The organism is Halomonas sp. HMF6819, assembly GCF_044335525.1.
Lineage (GTDB): Bacteria > Pseudomonadota > Gammaproteobacteria > Pseudomonadales > Halomonadaceae > Vreelandella.
On record NZ_JBIQVY010000001.1, the window covers coordinates 361,100 to 379,686 of the forward strand.

At 59.8% G+C, this 18,587-nt stretch carries 17 protein-coding genes; all 17 read right to left on the reverse strand.

Features of this window, described 5'->3' with window-relative positions; all coding sequences use genetic code 11:
- Positions 1-115: 115 nt before the first annotated feature.
- The 17 genes from ACGLWX_RS01695 to nrdF all read right to left on the reverse strand — a co-directional run bounded on the left by ACGLWX_RS01695 (position 116) and on the right by nrdF (position 18,564).
- Positions 116-1,939: a SurA N-terminal domain-containing protein gene (locus ACGLWX_RS01695; protein WP_396236816.1), complete on the reverse strand. Its 1,824-nt coding sequence runs from the start codon at positions 1,937-1,939 to the stop codon at positions 116-118.
- A gap of 111 nt (positions 1,940-2,050) precedes the next feature.
- Positions 2,051-2,323 (reverse strand): HU family DNA-binding protein, encoded by a 273-nt coding sequence (locus tag ACGLWX_RS01700; RefSeq protein WP_252109795.1) that lies wholly within the window; start codon positions 2,321-2,323, stop codon positions 2,051-2,053.
- Between the two features lie 190 nt (positions 2,324-2,513).
- Positions 2,514-4,934, reverse strand: a complete 2,421-nt coding sequence (gene lon, locus ACGLWX_RS01705) for an endopeptidase La (RefSeq protein ID WP_396236818.1) — start codon at positions 4,932-4,934, stop codon at positions 2,514-2,516.
- 263 nt (positions 4,935-5,197) lie between these two features.
- Positions 5,198-6,478 (reverse strand): ATP-dependent Clp protease ATP-binding subunit ClpX, encoded by a 1,281-nt coding sequence (gene clpX, locus ACGLWX_RS01710; RefSeq protein ID WP_252109797.1) that lies wholly within the window; start codon positions 6,476-6,478, stop codon positions 5,198-5,200.
- A 75-nt stretch (positions 6,479-6,553) separates the two neighbouring features.
- Positions 6,554-7,171, reverse strand: a complete 618-nt coding sequence (gene clpP / locus ACGLWX_RS01715) for an ATP-dependent Clp endopeptidase proteolytic subunit ClpP (RefSeq protein WP_252109798.1) — start codon at positions 7,169-7,171, stop codon at positions 6,554-6,556.
- 69 nt (positions 7,172-7,240) lie between these two features.
- Positions 7,241-8,587: a trigger factor gene (gene tig / locus ACGLWX_RS01720; protein ID WP_396236820.1), complete on the reverse strand. Its 1,347-nt coding sequence runs from the start codon at positions 8,585-8,587 to the stop codon at positions 7,241-7,243.
- A gap of 171 nt (positions 8,588-8,758) precedes the next feature.
- A complete protein-coding gene (locus ACGLWX_RS01725) occupies positions 8,759-9,127 on the reverse strand; it encodes a hypothetical protein (protein WP_396236822.1) in 369 nt (122 codons plus the stop codon).
- The gene (locus ACGLWX_RS01730; protein ID WP_396236824.1) at positions 9,127-9,585 is read right to left on the reverse strand and encodes a flavodoxin domain-containing protein; all 459 of its coding nucleotides are present in this window, start codon (positions 9,583-9,585) and stop codon (positions 9,127-9,129) included. Before ACGLWX_RS01730 ends, ACGLWX_RS01725 begins: the two co-directional genes overlap by 1 nt.
- 284 nt (positions 9,586-9,869) lie before the next feature.
- Positions 9,870-10,166 carry an integration host factor subunit alpha gene (locus tag ACGLWX_RS01735; RefSeq protein ID WP_252109802.1) on the reverse strand — a complete coding sequence of 99 codons (297 nt, stop codon included), beginning with the start codon at positions 10,164-10,166 and terminating at the stop codon, positions 9,870-9,872.
- 56 nt (positions 10,167-10,222) lie between these two features.
- Positions 10,223-12,598, reverse strand: coding sequence for a phenylalanine--tRNA ligase subunit beta (gene pheT / locus ACGLWX_RS01740; protein WP_396236826.1), 2,376 nt, complete (start codon positions 12,596-12,598; stop codon positions 10,223-10,225).
- Between the two features lie 26 nt (positions 12,599-12,624).
- A complete protein-coding gene (gene pheS, locus ACGLWX_RS01745; RefSeq protein ID WP_252109804.1) occupies positions 12,625-13,644 on the reverse strand; it encodes a phenylalanine--tRNA ligase subunit alpha in 1,020 nt (339 codons plus the stop codon).
- Positions 13,645-13,810: 166 nt separating this feature from the next.
- Positions 13,811-14,164 carry a 50S ribosomal protein L20 gene (gene rplT / locus ACGLWX_RS01750; RefSeq protein WP_009097607.1) on the reverse strand — a complete coding sequence of 118 codons (354 nt, stop codon included), beginning with the start codon at positions 14,162-14,164 and terminating at the stop codon, positions 13,811-13,813.
- A gap of 36 nt (positions 14,165-14,200) precedes the next feature.
- A complete protein-coding gene (gene rpmI, locus ACGLWX_RS01755) occupies positions 14,201-14,395 on the reverse strand; it encodes a 50S ribosomal protein L35 (RefSeq protein ID WP_396236828.1) in 195 nt (64 codons plus the stop codon).
- An 81-nt stretch (positions 14,396-14,476) separates the two neighbouring features.
- Positions 14,477-14,968, reverse strand: a complete 492-nt coding sequence (infC, locus tag ACGLWX_RS01760) for a translation initiation factor IF-3 (RefSeq protein WP_252109806.1) — start codon at positions 14,966-14,968, stop codon at positions 14,477-14,479.
- Between the two features lie 60 nt (positions 14,969-15,028).
- Positions 15,029-16,951 (reverse strand): threonine--tRNA ligase, encoded by a 1,923-nt coding sequence (gene thrS / locus ACGLWX_RS01765; RefSeq protein ID WP_396236830.1) that lies wholly within the window; start codon positions 16,949-16,951, stop codon positions 15,029-15,031.
- A gap of 191 nt (positions 16,952-17,142) precedes the next feature.
- Positions 17,143-17,583, reverse strand: coding sequence for an NUDIX domain-containing protein (locus tag ACGLWX_RS01770; RefSeq protein ID WP_396236832.1), 441 nt, complete (start codon positions 17,581-17,583; stop codon positions 17,143-17,145).
- A 9-nt stretch (positions 17,584-17,592) separates the two neighbouring features.
- Positions 17,593-18,564, reverse strand: a complete 972-nt coding sequence (gene nrdF, locus ACGLWX_RS01775) for a class 1b ribonucleoside-diphosphate reductase subunit beta (RefSeq protein WP_252109809.1) — start codon at positions 18,562-18,564, stop codon at positions 17,593-17,595.
- Between the last annotated feature and the right edge of the window lie 23 nt (positions 18,565-18,587).

The window sequence follows — 18,587 nt, forward strand, 5'->3', positions numbered from 1 at the left end:
AGAGTGGCAGCAAGAGCAGTCAACCCGCGGACATAAAAAAGCCGATCCAGTGGATCGGCTTTTTCGTTTCGCGTTTATCAAGCCCTCGTGTGATCACGAGAGCTCGTTAAAGCGTTTAACGCTCGATATCGGCGTCGTTTCTGAGCTGCTCGATCAGCCCCTGAACTGCGGCCTGGGCGCGCAGCTGCTCGGAAATGCGGGTAATGAACTCGCTGGCCTGATCGCCTTCATCGCTCTCGGGCGTGGTCACGCTGTCCAGCGCCACTACGCCAACGCTTGCTGGCATCATCACGCTTGCGTAGCTGCTATCACCTTCGTCCGGTCGCGGCATGCCAAAGACCCCATCGACCAGCGTGGCGGGCAGCGTCGTCGGGCCCTGGCGAGAAACATCGCTGGCCTCCTGCCAGTCGATATCGACGGAGTCGCCGGCGCTTAACGCATCGATGAGCCGCTGTGCCTCTTCCTTGAGCGCATTTTGGCGCTGAGCGGCGGCGACGTACCCTTCGATATCGCTGCGCACCTCGTCCAGGGGCAACAGCGTCGCTTCGCGGTGGTCCGCCACGCGCAATACCAGACGGCGGTCGTCGTCGAGCTCGATGACCTGGCTGTTGTAGCCGTCCTGAAGCACGTCGTCGGTGAAGGCCTCGTCCATGACGCCGGGCTCTGAAAGCACGCCGGTACCGCCATCGCGGGTGATCCAGTCCGTTTGATAAAGCGTCAGGCCCAGATCCTCCGCCACGCTTTGCAGATCGTCGGCGGCGAAGCTTTCGTCGATCAAGCTCTGTACCTGGCGGTTGAAATCGTCATTGACCTCATCGAGCGCGGCGGTTTGCTCAAGGCTTTCACGCTGCTCCTCGAAGCTCGGGCCTTCGACGCTGGTCACGCGCAGCACGTGGAAGGCGTTGCCCATTTCCACCAGTCCAGAGGTTTCCCCTTCCCCCAGGGCAAACGCGGCGTCATCAAACGCCTCGCCCATGATGCCCGGGGCGACGACGCCCAGATCGCCGCCCTGCTCGGCGCTGGCGGTATCGTCGGAGTACTCCAGCGCAACCTCATCAAAAGATTCACCGCCTTCAACGGCAGCCAGCGCCTGCTCGGCGCGCGCTTGGGCCTCTTCACGGCTGCGCTCGTCGCCGAACGTCACCATGATGTGCGATATCTGGCGGTCGCTGGTCTGGCTCTGAGCGCGGTAGGCGCGGCGCAGCGCCTCCTCGTCAACGTCAACCCCTTCGGCCATCTCCTGGCGGTCGATCACCACGTACTCCACCTGCACCTGCTCTGGCCGCTCGAAGCGCTCCGGATGGGTATCGTAGTAGTCGCTGACCTGCTCGTCGGTGACGTTCGGGTTGAAATCGATATCACCCTGGTCGAGCATCACGTAGCGAAAACTGCGCTGCTGATTTTGCAGCGCGAGGAGTCGCTCGCGCTCGCTGGGCAGCAAGAAATCGCTTTGTGCCAGGCCCTGCTGCAGGTAGCTACGCTTGAGATCGTTTCTTAGCTCTTCGCGAAACGCCAGCGGCGTATAGCCTGCACGGCCGAGCTGGTTGCGAAAGATATCCGCGTTGAAGCGGCCCTGCCCGTCCTGAAACTCGGGTAGCGTGACGATGACCTGATCGAGCTGCTCATCGGACAGATGGAAGCCGCCGTCGTCGGCGTACTGGCCCAGAAGCTCCTGGGTGATCAACTGGTCGAGCACATCGCTTCGAAGCGCGCGCTCCTGCTCCGGCGGCACCTGGCCCGAGCGCATCGCCCGCTGCACCTCGATTTCCACCTGTTGGCGCATGATGGGTTCGCCATTGACGCTTGCCACCTGATTGGGGTCGCGGCCGAACGCGCTGAACAGCGATTCGATGCCAAACAGCGCCATGGCGGCCACCATGAGCCCAATGATGATTTTAGCCCCCCAGCTTCGGGAACCGTTGCGAATACTTTGCAGCATGCTTGCCTCAGATCGTCACAGCCATTTGTCGCGCCCGGTGAGGGCCCTTTAAATAACATGGGCGCATCGCTTTCGCGATGCGCCCATTACGTTACATCAAACGCGGGTCAATCAGTTGACGGCGTCTTTCAACGCTTTACCCGCCTTGAAGTTGGGTACCTTGGCAGCGCTGATCTGGATCGGCTTGCCGGTTTGCGGGTTACGGCCGGTGCGCGCGGCGCGTTCCTTGATGGCGAACGTACCAAAGCCCACCAGTGAAACGCTCTCGCCTTTTTTGAGGCTATCGGTGACAGACTCGACCATGGCATCCAATGCGCGGGTTGCCGCTGCTTTCGGAATATCTGCAGACGCGGCAATAGCTTCAATCAGCTCGGACTTATTCACACTTCACCCCTTAAATGTTTCGAAAAAATGGCTCTGAACGGCGCGGTCACCGGCGGGTACAAGCTCAAAGCATAGCTGCGTTTTATAGCAATGCCTTGAAATACCTGTCAAGCGACCCGGATACGAGCGCCCGCCCCAATGAAGGGCCCGAGCGCTCCTTATACTTGCAAGCCTCTACGGGCTCTAACGCTTAATGCGTACTGGCCGTGGTGCTGCCGGTAAATGACGGATCGGCGCTTTTAAGCGCGGGCGCCCCCGATACCGGCTCCTCGGCCAAGGCTACCGCTAACACGTCATCTATCCACTGTACCGGGCGAATATCAAGCGCTCCCTTGATGTTATCCGGTACTTCCTTGAGATCACGGCGGTTTTCCTCAGGGATTAGGACGGTCTTTATACCACCCCGGCGCGCTGCCAGCAATTTCTCCTTCAAACCACCAATCGGCATCACTTCTCCGCGCAGATTGACCTCGCCGGTCATCGCCACGTCGCAGCGAACCGGACGACCGGTGTAGGCAGAGATCATCGCCGTCACCATGGCAACGCCGGCGCTGGGGCCGTCTTTCGGCGTAGCACCCTCTGGCACGTGGATATGAAGATCTTCGCTCTCAAAGCGCTCTGCGGCGATACCGAAGGTTGCCGCCCGCGCCTTGACCACGGTGTGCGCAGCGCTCACCGACTCCTTCATTACATCGCCCAAGGAGCCGGTCTTGTTGATCCGCCCCTTGCCCGGCGTGACCACGGATTCGATGTTGAGGATTTCGCCGCCCACAGAGGTCCAGGCAAGCCCGGTCACGCGACCCACCTGGTCTTCCTTCTCGGCCAGGCCGTAGCTGTAGCGGCGCACTCCGGCGTAGGTCTCGATGTGCTCGGCCTCCAAAGTGCGCGGCGGCTCCTTGGGCTCTTTGGACGTGCTCACCTCCGCCTCGACGCGCTCACGCAGCACCTTGCGGCACACCTTGGCGATCTGGCGCTCGAGCTCACGCACGCCCGCCTCGCGGGTGTAGTAGCGCACAAGCTCCAATAGCGCCTCGTCATCGAGGGCCAGCTCCTCGGTCTTCAAGCCGTTGGCCTTGAGCTGCTTGGGCAGTAGATAGCGCTTGGCGATCGCGAGTTTCTCGTCTTCGGTGTAACCCGGCAGACGAATGATCTCCATCCGATCCAGAAGCGGTCCGGGAATGTTCATCGAGTTCGCGGTACAGATGAACAGCGTCTCCGAGAGATCGTAGTCGAGCTCGAGATAGTGATCGCTGAAGCTGTTGTTCTGCTCCGGATCGAGCACCTCGAGAAGCGCCGAGGACGGATCGCCACGATGATCCATGCCGAGCTTATCGACTTCGTCGAGCAGAAACAGCGGGTTTTTCACCTCGGCACGCGCCATGCGCTGCATCAGCTTACCCGGAAGCGAGCCGATGTAGGTGCGCCGGTGGCCGCGGATCTCGGATTCGTCGCGTACCCCGCCGAGCGCCAAGCGCACGTACTTCCGGTTGGTGGCCCGCGCAATCGATTGACCCAGCGAGGTTTTGCCCACCCCGGGCGGGCCGACCAGACACAGCACCGGCCCTTTCATTTTCTTCACACGCTTTTGTACCGCGAGATACTCGAGAATGCGCGCCTTCACCTCTTCAAGGCCGTAGTGGTCCTCGTCGAGCACCTCCTGCGCCTTGATCAGGTCGTGCTTGACCCGAGTGCGCTTTTTCCAAGGCACGGCGATCAGCCAGTCCAGATAGGAGCGCACCACCGTGGCCTCGGCGGAGTTCGAGGCCATCATCTTGAGCTTGTTGAGCTCCTGAGTGGCTTTCTCGGCGGCCTCCTTGGGCATGCCGGCATCCGCAATCGCCTTCTCGTACTTCTCGGCTTCGTTGGGAACGTCGTCGAGCTCGCCCATCTCTTTCTGGATGGCTTTCATCTGCTCGTTGAGGTAGTACTCGCGCTGGGTCTTCTCCATCTGCTCCTTGACCCGGGAGCGGATACGCTTTTCGACCTGCAGCAAATCGATTTCGGACTCGATCAGCGCCATCAGATGCTCAATGCGATCGCGCACGCGATCCATCTCCAAAAGCTCCTGCTTGTCGCCTATCTTGAGCGACAGGTGGGCGCAAATGGTGTCCACCAGCCGGCTCGGATCCTCGATGCCGGAGAGCGAATTGAGCACCTCGTTGGGCACCTTCTTGGAGAGCTTGACATACTGCTCGAACTGATTGAGCAGCACGCGCACCAAAGCCTCCTGCTCGCGAGAGGTCAACGGCTCGCTTTCCCGCGGCGTGAGGTGGGCCTGAGTGTAGCCCGCCTCGTTCTCCTCGATATCGACCACGTCAGCGCGGAAACTGCCTTCGATCAGTACCTTGACGGTGCCGTCGGGCAGTTTTAGAAGCTGCATGATGTCGGCGACGGTGCCCATCCGGTATAAATCGTCATTGTCCGGCTCGTCCTGGGAGGCTTCGCGCTGGGCGACCAGCAGGACGCGCTTGTCCGCTTCCATGGCTGCTTCCAGCGCATGGATGGATTTTTCCCGCCCCACAAACAGCGGAATCACCATTTGCGGGTATACCACCACGTCGCGCAGCGGCAACATGGGTAAACACTGTGTCTGATCGGCGTTCTGCTGCATCGCAGACGTTCCTCAAATCGGATAGGCGCTCGATAAAGCGTTACCACTTCAAAGCGCCCAACAATATGGAAGACGCGGCCTGGTAACGTCAGCCGCTGGCTCGCTGGGTGATCCGGGTTCGGCCTGGCGCGGCGCGCCGGAAAAGCGGCGCGCGATCAGCGCCGGCTCGACGTTTTTTCGACGACCTTTCTACAACAACAAGGGGTCGCATAGGCGACCCCTTGGCGGTGGTGCAAGCAGAACCTGGATCGTACGCGGCGCGATTAGCCGTCGGTTCCGTCAACGCGCTTCTCTTGCTGATTGGTATAGATCAAAAGCGGCTGGCTCTCGCCTTCGATGACCGACTTATCGATCACCACCTTGCTGACGTCCTCGAGCGAGGGAATCTCGTACATGGTGTCGAGCAGTACCGACTCGAGAATCGAGCGCAGCCCCCGCGCGCCGGTCTTGCGCTCCATGGCCTTGGCGGCCACAGCGCGCAGCGCCTCTTCGCGAAACTCCAGCGTCACGTCTTCCATTTCGAAGAGCTTGGCATACTGCTTGACCAGCGAGTTTTTCGGCTCGGTCAAAATCTGGATCAGCGCATCCTCGTTGAGCTCGGTAAGCGTAGCGATGACCGGAAGACGCCCGACGAACTCGGGAATCAAACCAAACTTGACCAAATCTTCCGGCTCGACCGCAGCCAGAAGCTCGCCCACGCCTTTCGACGCTTCCTTGCTCTTGACGCTTGCGTTAAACCCGATACCGCCTTTCTCGGAGCGGTCGCGAATGACCTTGTCGAGTCCGGCAAAGGCGCCGCCCACGATGAAGAGCATGTTGGCCGTGTTGACCTGCACGAACTCCTGCTGCGGATGCTTGCGCCCGCCCTGGGGCGGCACCGAGGCGGTCGTACCTTCGATCAGCTTCAAAAGCGCCTGCTGTACGCCTTCGCCGGACACGTCGCGGGTGATCGAGGGGTTGTCCGACTTGCGCGAAATCTTGTCGATTTCGTCGATATAGACGATACCGCGCTCGGCCTTCTCGACATCGTAGTCGCACTTTTGCAGAAGCTTCTGAATGATGTTCTCGACATCTTCACCCACGTAGCCTGCTTCGGTCAGCGTGGTGGCATCGGCAATCGTGAACGGCACGTTCAAAAGCCGCGCCATCGTTTCGGCCAGAAGCGTCTTGCCGCTACCGGTCGGACCGATCAGCAGGATGTTGGACTTGCCAAGCTCCACATCGCTTTCGCGCACTTCGGTCTTCAAGCGCTTATAGTGGTTGTACACCGCAACGGAAAGCACCATTTTCGCGCGGTCTTGCCCAATGACGTAGTCGTCCAGGGTGTAACGAATTTCACGAGGCGTAGGCAGACGCTCTTCATCGCTCTCGGCATCGGCTTCGAGAACTTCCTCGCGAATGATGTCGTTACACAGGTCGACACACTCATCGCAGATATATACGGACGGACCGGCAATCAGTTTACGAACTTCGTTTTGATTCTTGCCACAAAACGAGCAGTAAAGCAGTTTGCCACCTTCGTCCTTGCCTTTGCCGTCGGCCATTGGCGTACCCCTGTCACTGCGGCGGCTCTCGCCGCCGGAAAAGCTCGTTGGAAAAGCGGTAATCCGTTTACGCTATCAGGATGCAGGCCGCTTATCCAGCACTGCGTCGATCAGGCCATACTCCTGAGCCTGGTTGGCGCTCATGAAGTTATCGCGGTCGGTATCGCGAGCGACTTTCTCGATATCCTGGCCCGTGTGATGGGCAAGAATGTGATTGAGTTTTTCGCGAATACCCAGGATTTCCCGCGTATGGATTTCGATGTCCGAGGCCTGACCCTGATAGCCGCCCAGCGGCTGGTGGATCATGACGCGCGAGTTGGGCAAACAGTAACGCTTGCCCGCCGCACCCGCAGTCAAAAGCAGCGCACCCATACTGGCAGCCTGACCGATACACACGGTCGAGACGTCCGGCTTGATGAACTGCATGGTGTCGTAAATCGACATGCCCGCGGTTACGGACCCACCCGGTGAGTTGATGTACAGGTGGATGTCCTTGTCCGGGTTTTCCGACTCGAGAAAGAGCATTTGCGCCACGACCAGATTGGCCATGTAGTCCTCGACCGGGCCAACGAGAAAAATGACGCGCTCTTTCAAAAGCCGCGAATAGATATCGTAAGCTCGTTCCCCTTTGGCGCTTTGCTCAACCACCATGGGCACTAAACCGCCGGCGTTTTGAATATCAAACTCACTCATACGGGTGATTCCTTGCGTCCGGTAAGGGAGAGGCGCACCGGGGTGCGCCACGAGATTGCCAAGGGTAGGTTAGGCGTTGGACTCTTCGCTCTCTTCCTCGCCCTGCTCCGCCTGCTGCTGAGCCGCGGCCAGCGCCTGCTGGTAGCTCATTTCGACATCCTTGACGTTTGCCTGCTCAAGAAGTTTGTCGACCGCTTTCTCTTCGAGGATGGCGGATTTGACTTGGGTCTTAAGCTCGTCGTTACCCATGTAGTACTCGACCACTTCAGACGGGTCTTGATACTGCTCGGCAAGCTCTTCGACCTTGGCCTTGATTTCGTCGTCAGAGGCGTCGAGTTCGTTGGTTTTGATGACTTCAGCAAGCAGCAGGCCGACCTGAACGCGACCCTTGGCCTGATCGGCGAACAGTTCGTTGGGCAGCTGGCTGACGTCGAAGTCTTCACCAAGACCGAACTGCTGAGCGGCCTGACGCTTCATACCGTCGGTTTCCTGCTGTACCAGCGCGCTGGGAACAGAAATGTCGTTGGCGTTTTTGAGCGCGTCCAGCACCTGCTGCTTGACGCGGTTATCGACCGCTTGGGACGCTTCGCGAGTCATGTTCTTCTTGATTTCGGCGCGGAATTTGGACTCGTCGCCGTCTTCAACACCGAAACGCTCGAAGAACGCGGAATCGACCGCCGGAAGCTCCTGAGCGCTAACCTTGTGAACCGTAACCTTAAAGGTAGCTTCCTGGCCGGCCAGATGCTCGGCCTGGTAGTCTTCCGGGAAAGTGACGTTGAGCGTTTTCTCTTCGCCTGCTTTCGCACCGATCAACTGCTCTTCGAAGCCCGGAATGAAGCTATTGGAGCCGATGACCAGCGAGTGGTTCTCGGCGCTGCCGCCTTCAAACGGCTCGTCGCCCAGGTAGCCCTGGAAATCGATGGTGACCTGATCGCCGTCTTCGGCGGCCTTGTCCACTTCCTGCCACTCGGCATTTTGCTTGCGCAGGGTTTCGATCATCTCGTCGACGTCGCTTTCGCTGACTTCAACGACCGGACGCTCCACGTCGGTGCCTTCGATCGAGTTCAGCTCGACCTGCGGATACACTTCCATGATCGCGACGAACTCGAAGTCCTTACCTGCTTCGTTGACCTTCGGCTCGATTTGCGGATACCCGGCGGGGTTCAAACCTTCGTCGGTAATGGCGCGGACGTAGCGCTCGCGCATGACTTCGCCAACCACTTCGCTGCGAACGCTGTCGCCGTAGCGCTGGCGAACGACGTCCATGGGAACCCGGCCTTGGCGGAAACCGTTCAAGCGAACGTTTTTCGCGGTGTCTTTCAAGCGAGCGCTGACGGCCTCGTCGATGTCCGCCGCCGGTACCTGGATGGTGATGCGACGTTCGATGGGGGAGGTCGTCTCGACAGAAACTTGCATGAATTGTCCTCTAGCGGCTGGGCGTTGTAGTGAGTGCGTATCAATAGTTAAAGGGGCGATTTTAAGAACCCCGGCGCAAGCTGGCAAGCGCCGGGATGCCCACCATGTTCGCAAGATGGGGGCGCGCTGCGTAATTACAAGGGAGTTTCAGTGAAATTCCGCGCTCCACTGTCAGTCAGTCGTTTTTCGCTGCCAGCCAAGGCTCACGGCAAATAGTAAAAGGCCACAGGTCGCGCCATGAGAGATAAACTGCTGCCAGCTTAGCCAGTCGGTCATCAGCAGGTGCCAAATCCCCATGATGGCGGCGCCAATACCCAGCGATACTCCCAGCCGCTTCAAAAGCGACGGCAGACGATTGCGCTCGTCACTTGAGAGTATGCGCCAGTTAAAAATCGCCGCGCCCGCGACTAGAACGATGGCGACCAGCAACAGGGTTAAACGCGTCTCGAAACCGCCGGCCACATAGCGTGGAATCACCGACAGCATGAGTATGCACAGGCCGATTGCCACCCCTACCCGTTCACAGCGTCCCGATTGCATCAGGCGACCTTAAGCGACTGCTCGTCGATCCAGGTTTCGACCCAGGGGAGCGCGGCGTCGTCCGCCATGAAGGTCTCCATGGCGTCCACTTCCAGGCGCTCGCCAAGGCGCTTGGCGCCCAGATCCTCGAGCATCGCGTCGAGCGACCGGCCGGCGCCGCAGAAAGTGTCATCATAGGAGCTATCGCCCAGCGCGATGAGCCCGTAATTGAGCTCTGTCAGCGCCGGACTTTGATCCTTAAGCTGGCGTACGAAGGGTACGAAATTACCCGGAAAATCGCCGCTGCCGGTGGTGGAGACACAAAAAAGCGTCAGCGCTTGCTCTTTAACGTCCTCGACAACCGGCTGCTCCTTAATCGAAACCGTATACCCGGCGGCTTCGAATAGCGGCTTGACCTGTTCGGCTACATCAAGCGCTCCGCCGTACATGGTGCCCACCAGAATATTGAGCTGAGGCATTGATGAACTCCTCGATAAACAATTCTCGAAAACCATGCTCGATAAAACATGTTCGAAAAAATCATGTTTGAAAAACAGTGAAAGCACGGGTCGGATAGCCTCCGACCAATACCTGATGAATTTGCTCGGATATTAACACGACTTGCCCGCAAAACGCATTCCGGGCGCCTGTGACCCAGACAATTGATGCGGGTCGCGCACAAAAAAAGCGCCCCGGTTAAGAGGCGCCTGGAACGAACAAGGGCGCCGCGCGCGCAATGGCGCAGCGGCTCCGGCGTCGACCCTCAAGCGTCGGTGAAGTGCTCGACCTGCTGCTTGAGCTTCTGACCCGGGCGAAAGGTCACCACGCGGCGAGCGGAAATCGGAATCTCTTCACCGGTTTTCGGGTTTCGACCCGGCCGTTCACGCTTGTCACGCAAATCGAAGTTGCCAAAACCGGAAAGCTTCACCTGCTCGTTTTCCCGCAGGCAGGCACGAATCTCTTCGAAAAACGTCTCTACCATGGCCTTGGCTTCGCGCTTGGACAGCGCAAGCTCGGTGTGTAGATGCTCGGCCAACTCCGCTTTGGTCAACGCCCCCATATCGCTTCTCCTTGTCGCCCACCATTGCCAACGATGTTGCTTGCGACCTTTAAGTGTCAGCCGCGAAGCTGCGCATTCAACGTGGCGCTTGCCTCGGCCACGATCGAATCCACCCGCTGATTGATTTCATCATCATTTAGCGTGCGCGATGGATGCTGCCAGGTCAAGCCCAGGGCGATACTCTTCTGCCCCGGCTCCACTCCTTTACCCGTGTAGACGTCGAAAAGCTTGAGATCCTCGAGATGATCGCCGGCCTGACGGCTCACGCAGTCGAGAAGCGCCTGAACCGGCGTTTGCGCATCGAGGCTGAAGGCGAGATCGCGACGCACTTCCGGGTAGCGCGATAGCGGCGCAAAGGCAGGAATCACGCCTTCGCTCAGCGCATCCAGGCGCACCTCGAACAGTACCGCATCGACCTTGAGTCCAAGCTCAGCGCGCACTTTCGGGTGCAGCGTACCGATCCAACCGGCGGGCTGGTCGCCGTGGAACAGCTCGGCGCACTGGCCTGGATGTAGTGCCGGGTGCTCACCGGGCTCGAAGCGCCAAGCGCTGTCGTCGCCCATCGCTAAAAGGCTTTCGAGATCGCCCTTGAGATCGAAGAAATCCACCGCGGTCTTGTCGCTGCTCCAGCCTTCAAGCTCACGCGGCCCGCAGGCAAGCGCGCCCAGCATCGGGGTTTGGATGAGCGAATCGAGCTCGCCCTGGAAGACCAGCCCGGTTTCGAACAGGCGTACGCGGTGCTGCTGACGGTTCAGGTTGTGCGAAAGCGCGCGCACCAGCCCCGGGAAAAGACTTGCACGCATGACCGAGAGATCCGCCGAGATCGGGTTGGCCAGCACCGGCGAGACCGCTTCGGGCAGAAGCGTCTTTTGAAGCTCCGGCGCGACGAAGCTGTAGGTGATCGCCTCCTGATAGCCGCGCGCGACCATCTGGTTTTTAAGCGCCGACTGGGTCAGTCGAGCCTCATTGGCCGGGCGCAGTGCTAAACGCGCCGCCGGGCGGCGAACCGGCAGGTTGTTATAGCCGTGGATGCGGGCGATCTCTTCGATCAAATCCTCTTCGATCGCGATATCGAAACGCCAGCTCGGTACCGCTACCTGCCACTCGCCGTTGGCATACGAGTTTGTAAGCCCGAGACGGTCGAGAATATCGCTGACTTCGTCAGACGCAAGCGCCTTGGAGAGCGCTTGCTTAAGACGAGCCTCGCGCAGCGTAATACGTCGCGCTTGTGGTAGCCCCGCCTCGCTTTGCGTTTCACAGACCGGCCCCGCCTGGCCACCGCAGATATCGATCAAAAGACGGGTAGCACGCTCGATCGCCTGAGCGGTCAGCGACGGGTCGACGCCGCGCTCGAAACGGTGAGAAGCATCGGTGTGAAGCCCGTAGGAGCGCGCCTGGCCGGCGACCGCCAGCTGCGTGAAGTAGGCGGCTTCGAGAAACAGCGTACGCGTGGTGGCGCTAACGCCGGAGGACTCACCGCCCATGACGCCAGCCATGGCCAGCGGACCGGTACCGTCGGCGATCACCAGCGTATCCGGGCGCAGCGCGATGTCCTGGCCGTCGAGCAGCGTCAGCCGCTCGCCCTCTTGGGCCATGCGCACCTGAATGCCCTCGCTCAGGTTATCCAGATCGAAGGCGTGAAGCGGCTGGCCGAGTTCGAGCATGACGTAGTTGGTGACGTCGACCGCCGGGTCGATGCTACGCACGCCGCTGCGGCGCAGGCGCTCGACCATCCAAAGCGGCGTCGGCCGAGTCAGATCGACGCCGTCGATCACCCGCGATACGTAGCGCGGACACTGCTCAGCGGCGCTGACGCCGACCGGGAAGCGCTGTTCGCTGCTCGGCGCGACCGGGTCAGTGCCGGGCGCCTGGACCGGCAGACGGTTGAGTACGCCGACTTCCCGAGCCATGCCCTTGACGCTCAGGCAGTCGCCCCGGTTAGGGGTCAGGTCCACCTCGATGGTCGCGTCATCGAGCATCAGGTAGTCGCGCACGCTGTCACCCACCGGGGCGTCTTCCGGCAGTACGAAAATACCCTCCGAGGCCTCTTCCTCGAGGCCAAGCTCCGAGGCGGAGCAAATCATGCCGAAGGATTCGACGCCGCGAAGCTTCGCTTTCTTGATCTTGAAATCGCCGGGCAGCAAACCGCCTACCTGGGCGAAGGGCACGCGCTGGCCGACGGCCACGTTGCGCGCCCCGCAGACCACCTGTACCTCGCCGGTGCCGTCGTTGACGCGGCAAACGTTGAGCTTGTCGGCGCCCGGGTGCGGCTCCTTGGCGATGACCTCGGCGACCACCACGCCTTCAAAGGCGGGTGCGACGGGCTCAACGGCGTCGACTTCGAGGCCCGCCATGGTGATCTGATCGGCAAGCGCCTGGGTGTCCAACTGCGGCGATACCCACTCACGCAGCCACTGTTCTGAAAATTTCATGCTCGTTCCTGTGTCTGGCGGCGTGGTTAGGCAAACTGACGTAAAAAGCGCAGGTCGTTTTCGAAAAACAGGCGCAGGTCGTTGACGCCGTAGCGCAGCATCGCCAGGCGCTCGGCGCCCATGCCGAAGGCGAAACCGGTGTAGCGCTCGGTATCGATACCGGAGTGCTTGAAGACCTCAGGGTGCACCATGCCGCAGCCCATCACCTCGAGCCAGCCGCTGTGCGAGCAGACCCGACAGCCGTCGCCGCTACACATCACGCACTGAATATCCACCTCGGCAGAGGGTTCGGTGAACGGGAAATAGGAGGGGCGAAAGCGCACGTCCAGATCGTCGCGCTCGAAAAACGCCTGCAAAAAGTCTTCGATGGTGCCCTTGAGATCGGCAAAGCTTACGCCTTCGTCGACCAGCAGCCCCTCAACCTGGTGAAACATCGGCGTGTGAGTGAGGTCGGAGTCGCTGCGATAGACCCGTCCGGGGCAAACGATGCGAATCGGCGGTTCGCTCTCTTTCATCGTGCGCACCTGGACCGGCGAGGTGTGGGTACGCAGAAGCCGCGTGGCGTCGAAATAGAAAGTGTCCGCCATGCCGCGCGCAGGGTGATGCGCGGGAATATTGAGCGCTTCGAAGTTGTGGTAATCGTCTTCGATTTCAGGCCCCACTGCTACGTCATAGCCGATACGGGTGAACAGGCTCTCGATACGCTCCAGTGTACGCGTGACCGGATGTAGCCCGCCCGGCGCCTGAGCGCGCCCCGGAAGCGTCACGTCGATCTTTTCCGCCGCCAGGCGAGCGTTTAGCGCTTCACTCTCCAGCGCCGAACGCTTGGCGTCGATTTCGCCCGCTAACGTCTGCTTCGCCTGGTTGATACGCTCGCCCGCCGCCGGGCGCTCCTCGGCGCTGAGCTTACCCAGCCCTTTCAAAAGCGCGGTGACCTCGCCCTTCTTGCCCAGGTAGCGAACTCGTAATTCGTCCAGCTCAGCGACGCTCTGCGCGGCCTTGATCGCGTCGCGCGCCTCTGATACCAGCGTAGGCAGGTGGTCCATCCATTAAACTCCGAATTAAGCGGTTTTCATCCAATAAGGCGTCGCCAGAACGGGGCCTTACTTGCCATTTTTTAATGGCAAAAAAACAGGGGAAGAGCGGCTGCTCTTCCCCTGCACGGGTCATAGGGACATGACCCTGGTTTCAAGCCAAAGCGGGCCTAAAACCTTATTGGGCAGCCTTGGCTTTTTCCACGATGGCAGCAAACGCTGCTTTTTCGTGAACCGCCAGATCCGCCAGTACCTTACGGTCGATTTCGATGCCGGCTTTCTTCAAGCCACCAACGAAACGGCTGTAGGACATGCCGTTGATGCGGGCACCGGCGTTGATACGCTGGATCCACAGGGCACGGAACTGACGCTTGCGGTTACGACGGTCGCGGTACGCGTACTGGCCGGCCTTGATGACGGCCTGCTTGGCAACGCGGAAAACGCGCGAACGAGCACCGTAGTAGCCTTTGGCCTGCTTCAGTACTTTCTTATGACGACGACGGGCGACAACGCCACGCTTGACTCGAGTCATGACACACTCCTGACTTTAAAAAATTCGAAAAACGACTTACAGATTCGGCAGCATGCGCTGGATCAGCGGCTTGTCAGCCGAGTGAATCTGCTTCATACCGCGAAGCTGACGCTTACGCTTGGTCGATTTCTTGGTCAGGATGTGGCTACGGAAAGACTGCTTGTGCTTGAAGCCGTTAGCCGTCTTCTTAAAGCGCTTGGAAGCGCCGCTGTTGCTTTTGATTTTCGGCATGAGAAAAACTCCGCTCGATGTTTTTTAGAAAACCCAAGGCCGGTCAGCGCCAGGCGCTGACCCGTTAAATTCGCCGTTGGATCACTTCTTCTTGGGGGCAAGAATCATGATCATCTGGCGGCCTTCCATTTTCGGGAAGGATTCCACCGTACCGATCTCTTCGAGGTCAGCAGCGACCCGCTCCATCAGCTTGCGGCCGATGTCCTGGTGCGCCATTTCGCGACCGCGAAAACGCAAAGTGACCTTGCCTTTGTCACCACCTTCAAGAAAGCGAATCAGGTTTTTAAGCTTGACCTGATAATCGCCTTCGTCGGTGCCAGGCCGGAATTTAACTTCCTTGACCTGGATTTGCTTTTGCTTTTTCTTCTGAACCGCTTTTTGTTTCTTCGTTTCAAAAACAAATTTGCCGTAATCCATAATCTTACAGACGATGGGGTCGGCATTCGAAATTTGCACGAGGTCCAAACCGGCAGCTTCAGCCCGTTCCAACGCTTCGGTGGTGGGCACAACACCCAACTGCTCACCTTCTGCATCGATCAGACGGACTTCTTCTTCGGTAATACGCTCGTTCATTGGTGGGCGTTTGTCTGCTGGACGCCCGCGCGGGTTGCTTCGCTTGATTGCTCTGTCTCCTTAGGCAATTGACGATGTCGCCAGGGCTGCTCTCTCGGCACTTGCGCGTTCGATGAAGTCATCGACGGTCATGGTGCCGAGGTTTTCGCCGCTGCGAGTTCGCACGGCCACTGAGTCAGCTTCGACTTCCTTATCTCCGACCACAAGAAGATAGGGAATTTTCTGTAACGTATGCTCACGGATTTTAAAGCCGATCTTCTCGTTCCTCAAGTCTGCCTTGACGCGAAGACCGCTTTTTTGCAAGCGTTTCTCCAATTCCAGCGCATAATCACGCTGCGAATCGGTGATATTCATGATCACCACTTGCTCGGGTGCCAGCCATAATGGCATAGCGCCGGCATAATGTTCAATCAGGATACCGATGAAGCGCTCCATGGAGCCGACGATCGCCCGGTGCAGCATGACCGGCGCCTTGCGCTCGCCGCCTTCGGTCACGTACTGCGCGCCAAGGCGTTCGGGCATCATGAAATCAACCTGCATGGTGCCGACCTGCCATTCGCGGCCCAGGCAGTCCTTCATGTGATACTCGATCTTGGGGCCATAGAACGCGCCTTCGCCGGGAAGTTCCTGCCACTCGACGTCGCAGGCCTTTAAAGCACCGCGCAGCGCGTCCTCGGCGCGGTCCCACACCTCGTCGCTGCCGATGCGTTTTTCCGGACGCAGCGCGATCTTGATCGCGATATCCTCGAAGCCGAAGTCCTGGTACACCTTCAGCGCCTGGCGGTGGAAGCTCGTGACTTCCGGCTCGACCTGCTCTTCGGTGCAGAAGACATGGCCATCGTCCTGGGTAAAGGCTCGCACGCGCATGATGCCGTGCAGCGCGCCGGAGGGCTCGTTGCGGTGACAGCCGCCGAACTCGCCAAAGCGCACCGGAAGCTCGCGGTAGCTTCGAAGGCCCGAGTTGAACACCTGGACGTGGCCCGGGCAGTTCATCGGCTTAAGCGCGTACTCGTGCTTTTCCGATTCGGTGAAGAACATGCCATCGGCGTAGTTGTCCCAGTGGCCGGACTTTTTCCACAGCGACACGTCCATGACCTGCGGGCAGCGAATCTCCTGGTAGCCGCCCTCTTTATAGACGCCGCGCATGTACTGCTCGACCTGCTGCCACAGCGCCCAGCCGTTGGGGTGCCAGAACACCATGCCCGGCGCCTCTTCCTGCATGTGGAAGAGATCGAGCTTGCGCGCCAGCTTGCGGTGGTCGCGCTTTTCCGCCTCTTCCAGACGCTTCAAATACGCCTTGAGCTGCTTTTTGTCGGCCCAGGCCGTGCCGTAGATGCGCGTGAGCATGGCGTTGGAGGCGTCTGCACGCCAGTAGGCACCGGCCAGCTTGGTCAGTTTGAACGCTTTTAGATGACGCGTGTTGGGCACGTGCGGGCCCCGGCACATGTCCGTGTACTCTTCGTGGTGGTACAGGCGGATGGCCGCGCCGTCCGGGATCTCGCGCACGATCTCCTGCTTGTAGGGTTCGTCGCGAGCAACGAAGGTTTCCAGCGCCTGGTCACGGTCGACGTATTCGCGAACAACGTCGTACTCGGTGTCGATCAGCGACTGCATGCGCTTCTCGATCGCGTCCAGATCGTCCGGCGTGACCGAGCGGCCAAAGTCGATATCGTAATAAAAGCCGTTTTCGATCACCGGGCCGATCGCCATTTTGGCGTCGGGGTAGAGCTGCTTGACCGCATGCCCAATCAGGTGCGCGCTGGAGTGGCGAATGATGTCGACGCCTTCCGGGTCGCGGGCGGTGATGATCGCGACCTCGGCGTCGTGCTCGATCATGTCGGCCGCATCGACCAGCACACCGTCGATCTTTCCGGCCACGCACGCCTTGGCCAAACCAGGGCCAATGGACTCGGCGAAAGCCATGATGGAAAGCGGTTCGTCAAACGTACGTTGGCTGCCGTCGGGCAGTGTCACTATGGGCATTCGGGTGTTCCTTGAGCGCAGTGGTGATCCATACCAGGGATCACATATCGCTATCAATGGCTTGAGGGTTCGTTTCAAACGCAAAAGCGCCTGCCCACTGATGGGCAGGCGCGTAGACTAGCAGACTTTCAAGCCACGAGACACCGGCGCCCGGCTTGCCCCGCAGGGCCAAAACCAGTGCCAAGAACGCTTCAGCCGCAGTGCGCCAGCGCCAGAACGTGCTCACGAGTCAGCGGTGCGAGCGCAAGCGCCTGGGCGCTGGGCGGCGTGACCCACACCGCCTCGGCGATCTCCGCCGCCGCCTCGACGTGCTCATCAAGGTCCAGACGAAAAAGCTCGGTATCGATCAGCGTATCCGGCTCGTTGGCGGCCTCGATTTTGAGGCGCGCCATGTACTCGAGACGCTCAGACGCCACGACGACGCCAAGCTCCTCTTCGAGCTCGCGAACCAGCGCCTGGCGGGCGGGCTCGTTGGGTTCGATTTTACCGCCGGGCTGCATGAAGAAGCGGCTCCCCCGCTTTCGCACCAGCAAAAGCTCGCCCACGGCGTTGATGACCAGCGCCGCGGCGATGTGCAGCGTATGTGCGGGCGCCCCGGTAGGCGCTCCCGCTGAAACGACGCTATCGCTCATGCGACGGCCTCAAAACGCCCAGTCGTCGTCTTCGGTGGCGACCGCCTTGCCGATCACGTAGGACGAGCCGGAGCCCGAGAAGAAGTCGTGGTTCTCATCGGCGCTGGGCGATAGTGCGGCCATGATGGTCGGGTCCACGTCGGTCACGCTGCTCGGAAAGAGCGGCTCGAAGCCCAGGTTCATCAGCGCCTTGTTGGCGTTGTAGTGCAAAAACTTCTTCACGTCCTCGGTCAGGCCGACCGCGTCGTAGAGCGACTCGGTGTAGCGCACCTCATTGTCGTAAAGCTCCAAAAGCAGCTCGTAGGCGTAATCCTTGACCGCCTGCTGGCGCTCCGGAGTGGCCTCGTTGAGGGCCTGCTGGAACTTATAACCGATATAGTAGCCGTGCACTGCCTCATCGCGAATGATCAAACGGATCAGATCCGCCGTGTTGGTGAGCTTGGCGTGGCTCGACCAGTACATGGGCAGGTAGAAGCCGGAGTAGAACAGAAACGACTCCAGGAAGACGCTGGCGACCTTGCGCATCAAGGGGTCGTCTGCACGATAGCGCTCGAGAATCAGCTCGGACTTCGCCTGGAGCATCGGGTTCTCTTCGCTCCAGCGAAAGGCGTCGTCAACGTCGCGCGTGGTACAGAGCGTCGAGAAGATCGAGCTATAGGAGCGCGCGTGTACCGACTCCATGAAGGCGATGTTGGTGTACACCGCCTCTTCGTGCGGCGTGCGCGCGTCCTCCATCAGCGTTGGCGCACCGATGCTGCCCTGGATGGTATCCAGAAGCGTCAGACCCGTGAAGACGCGGATGGTCAGCTGTTTTTCCTGCTGAGTCAGCGTGTTCCAGGACTGAATATCGTTGGACAGCGGCACTTTTTCCGGCAGCCAGAAGTTGCTCGTCAGACGGTTCCAGACCTCCAGGTCCTTGTCGTCCTGCAGCCGGTTCCAGTTAACGGCGTCGACCCGTGATAGGCGTTGCATGGTGTTCATTGTGCGGTCTCTTTCGTTACGTG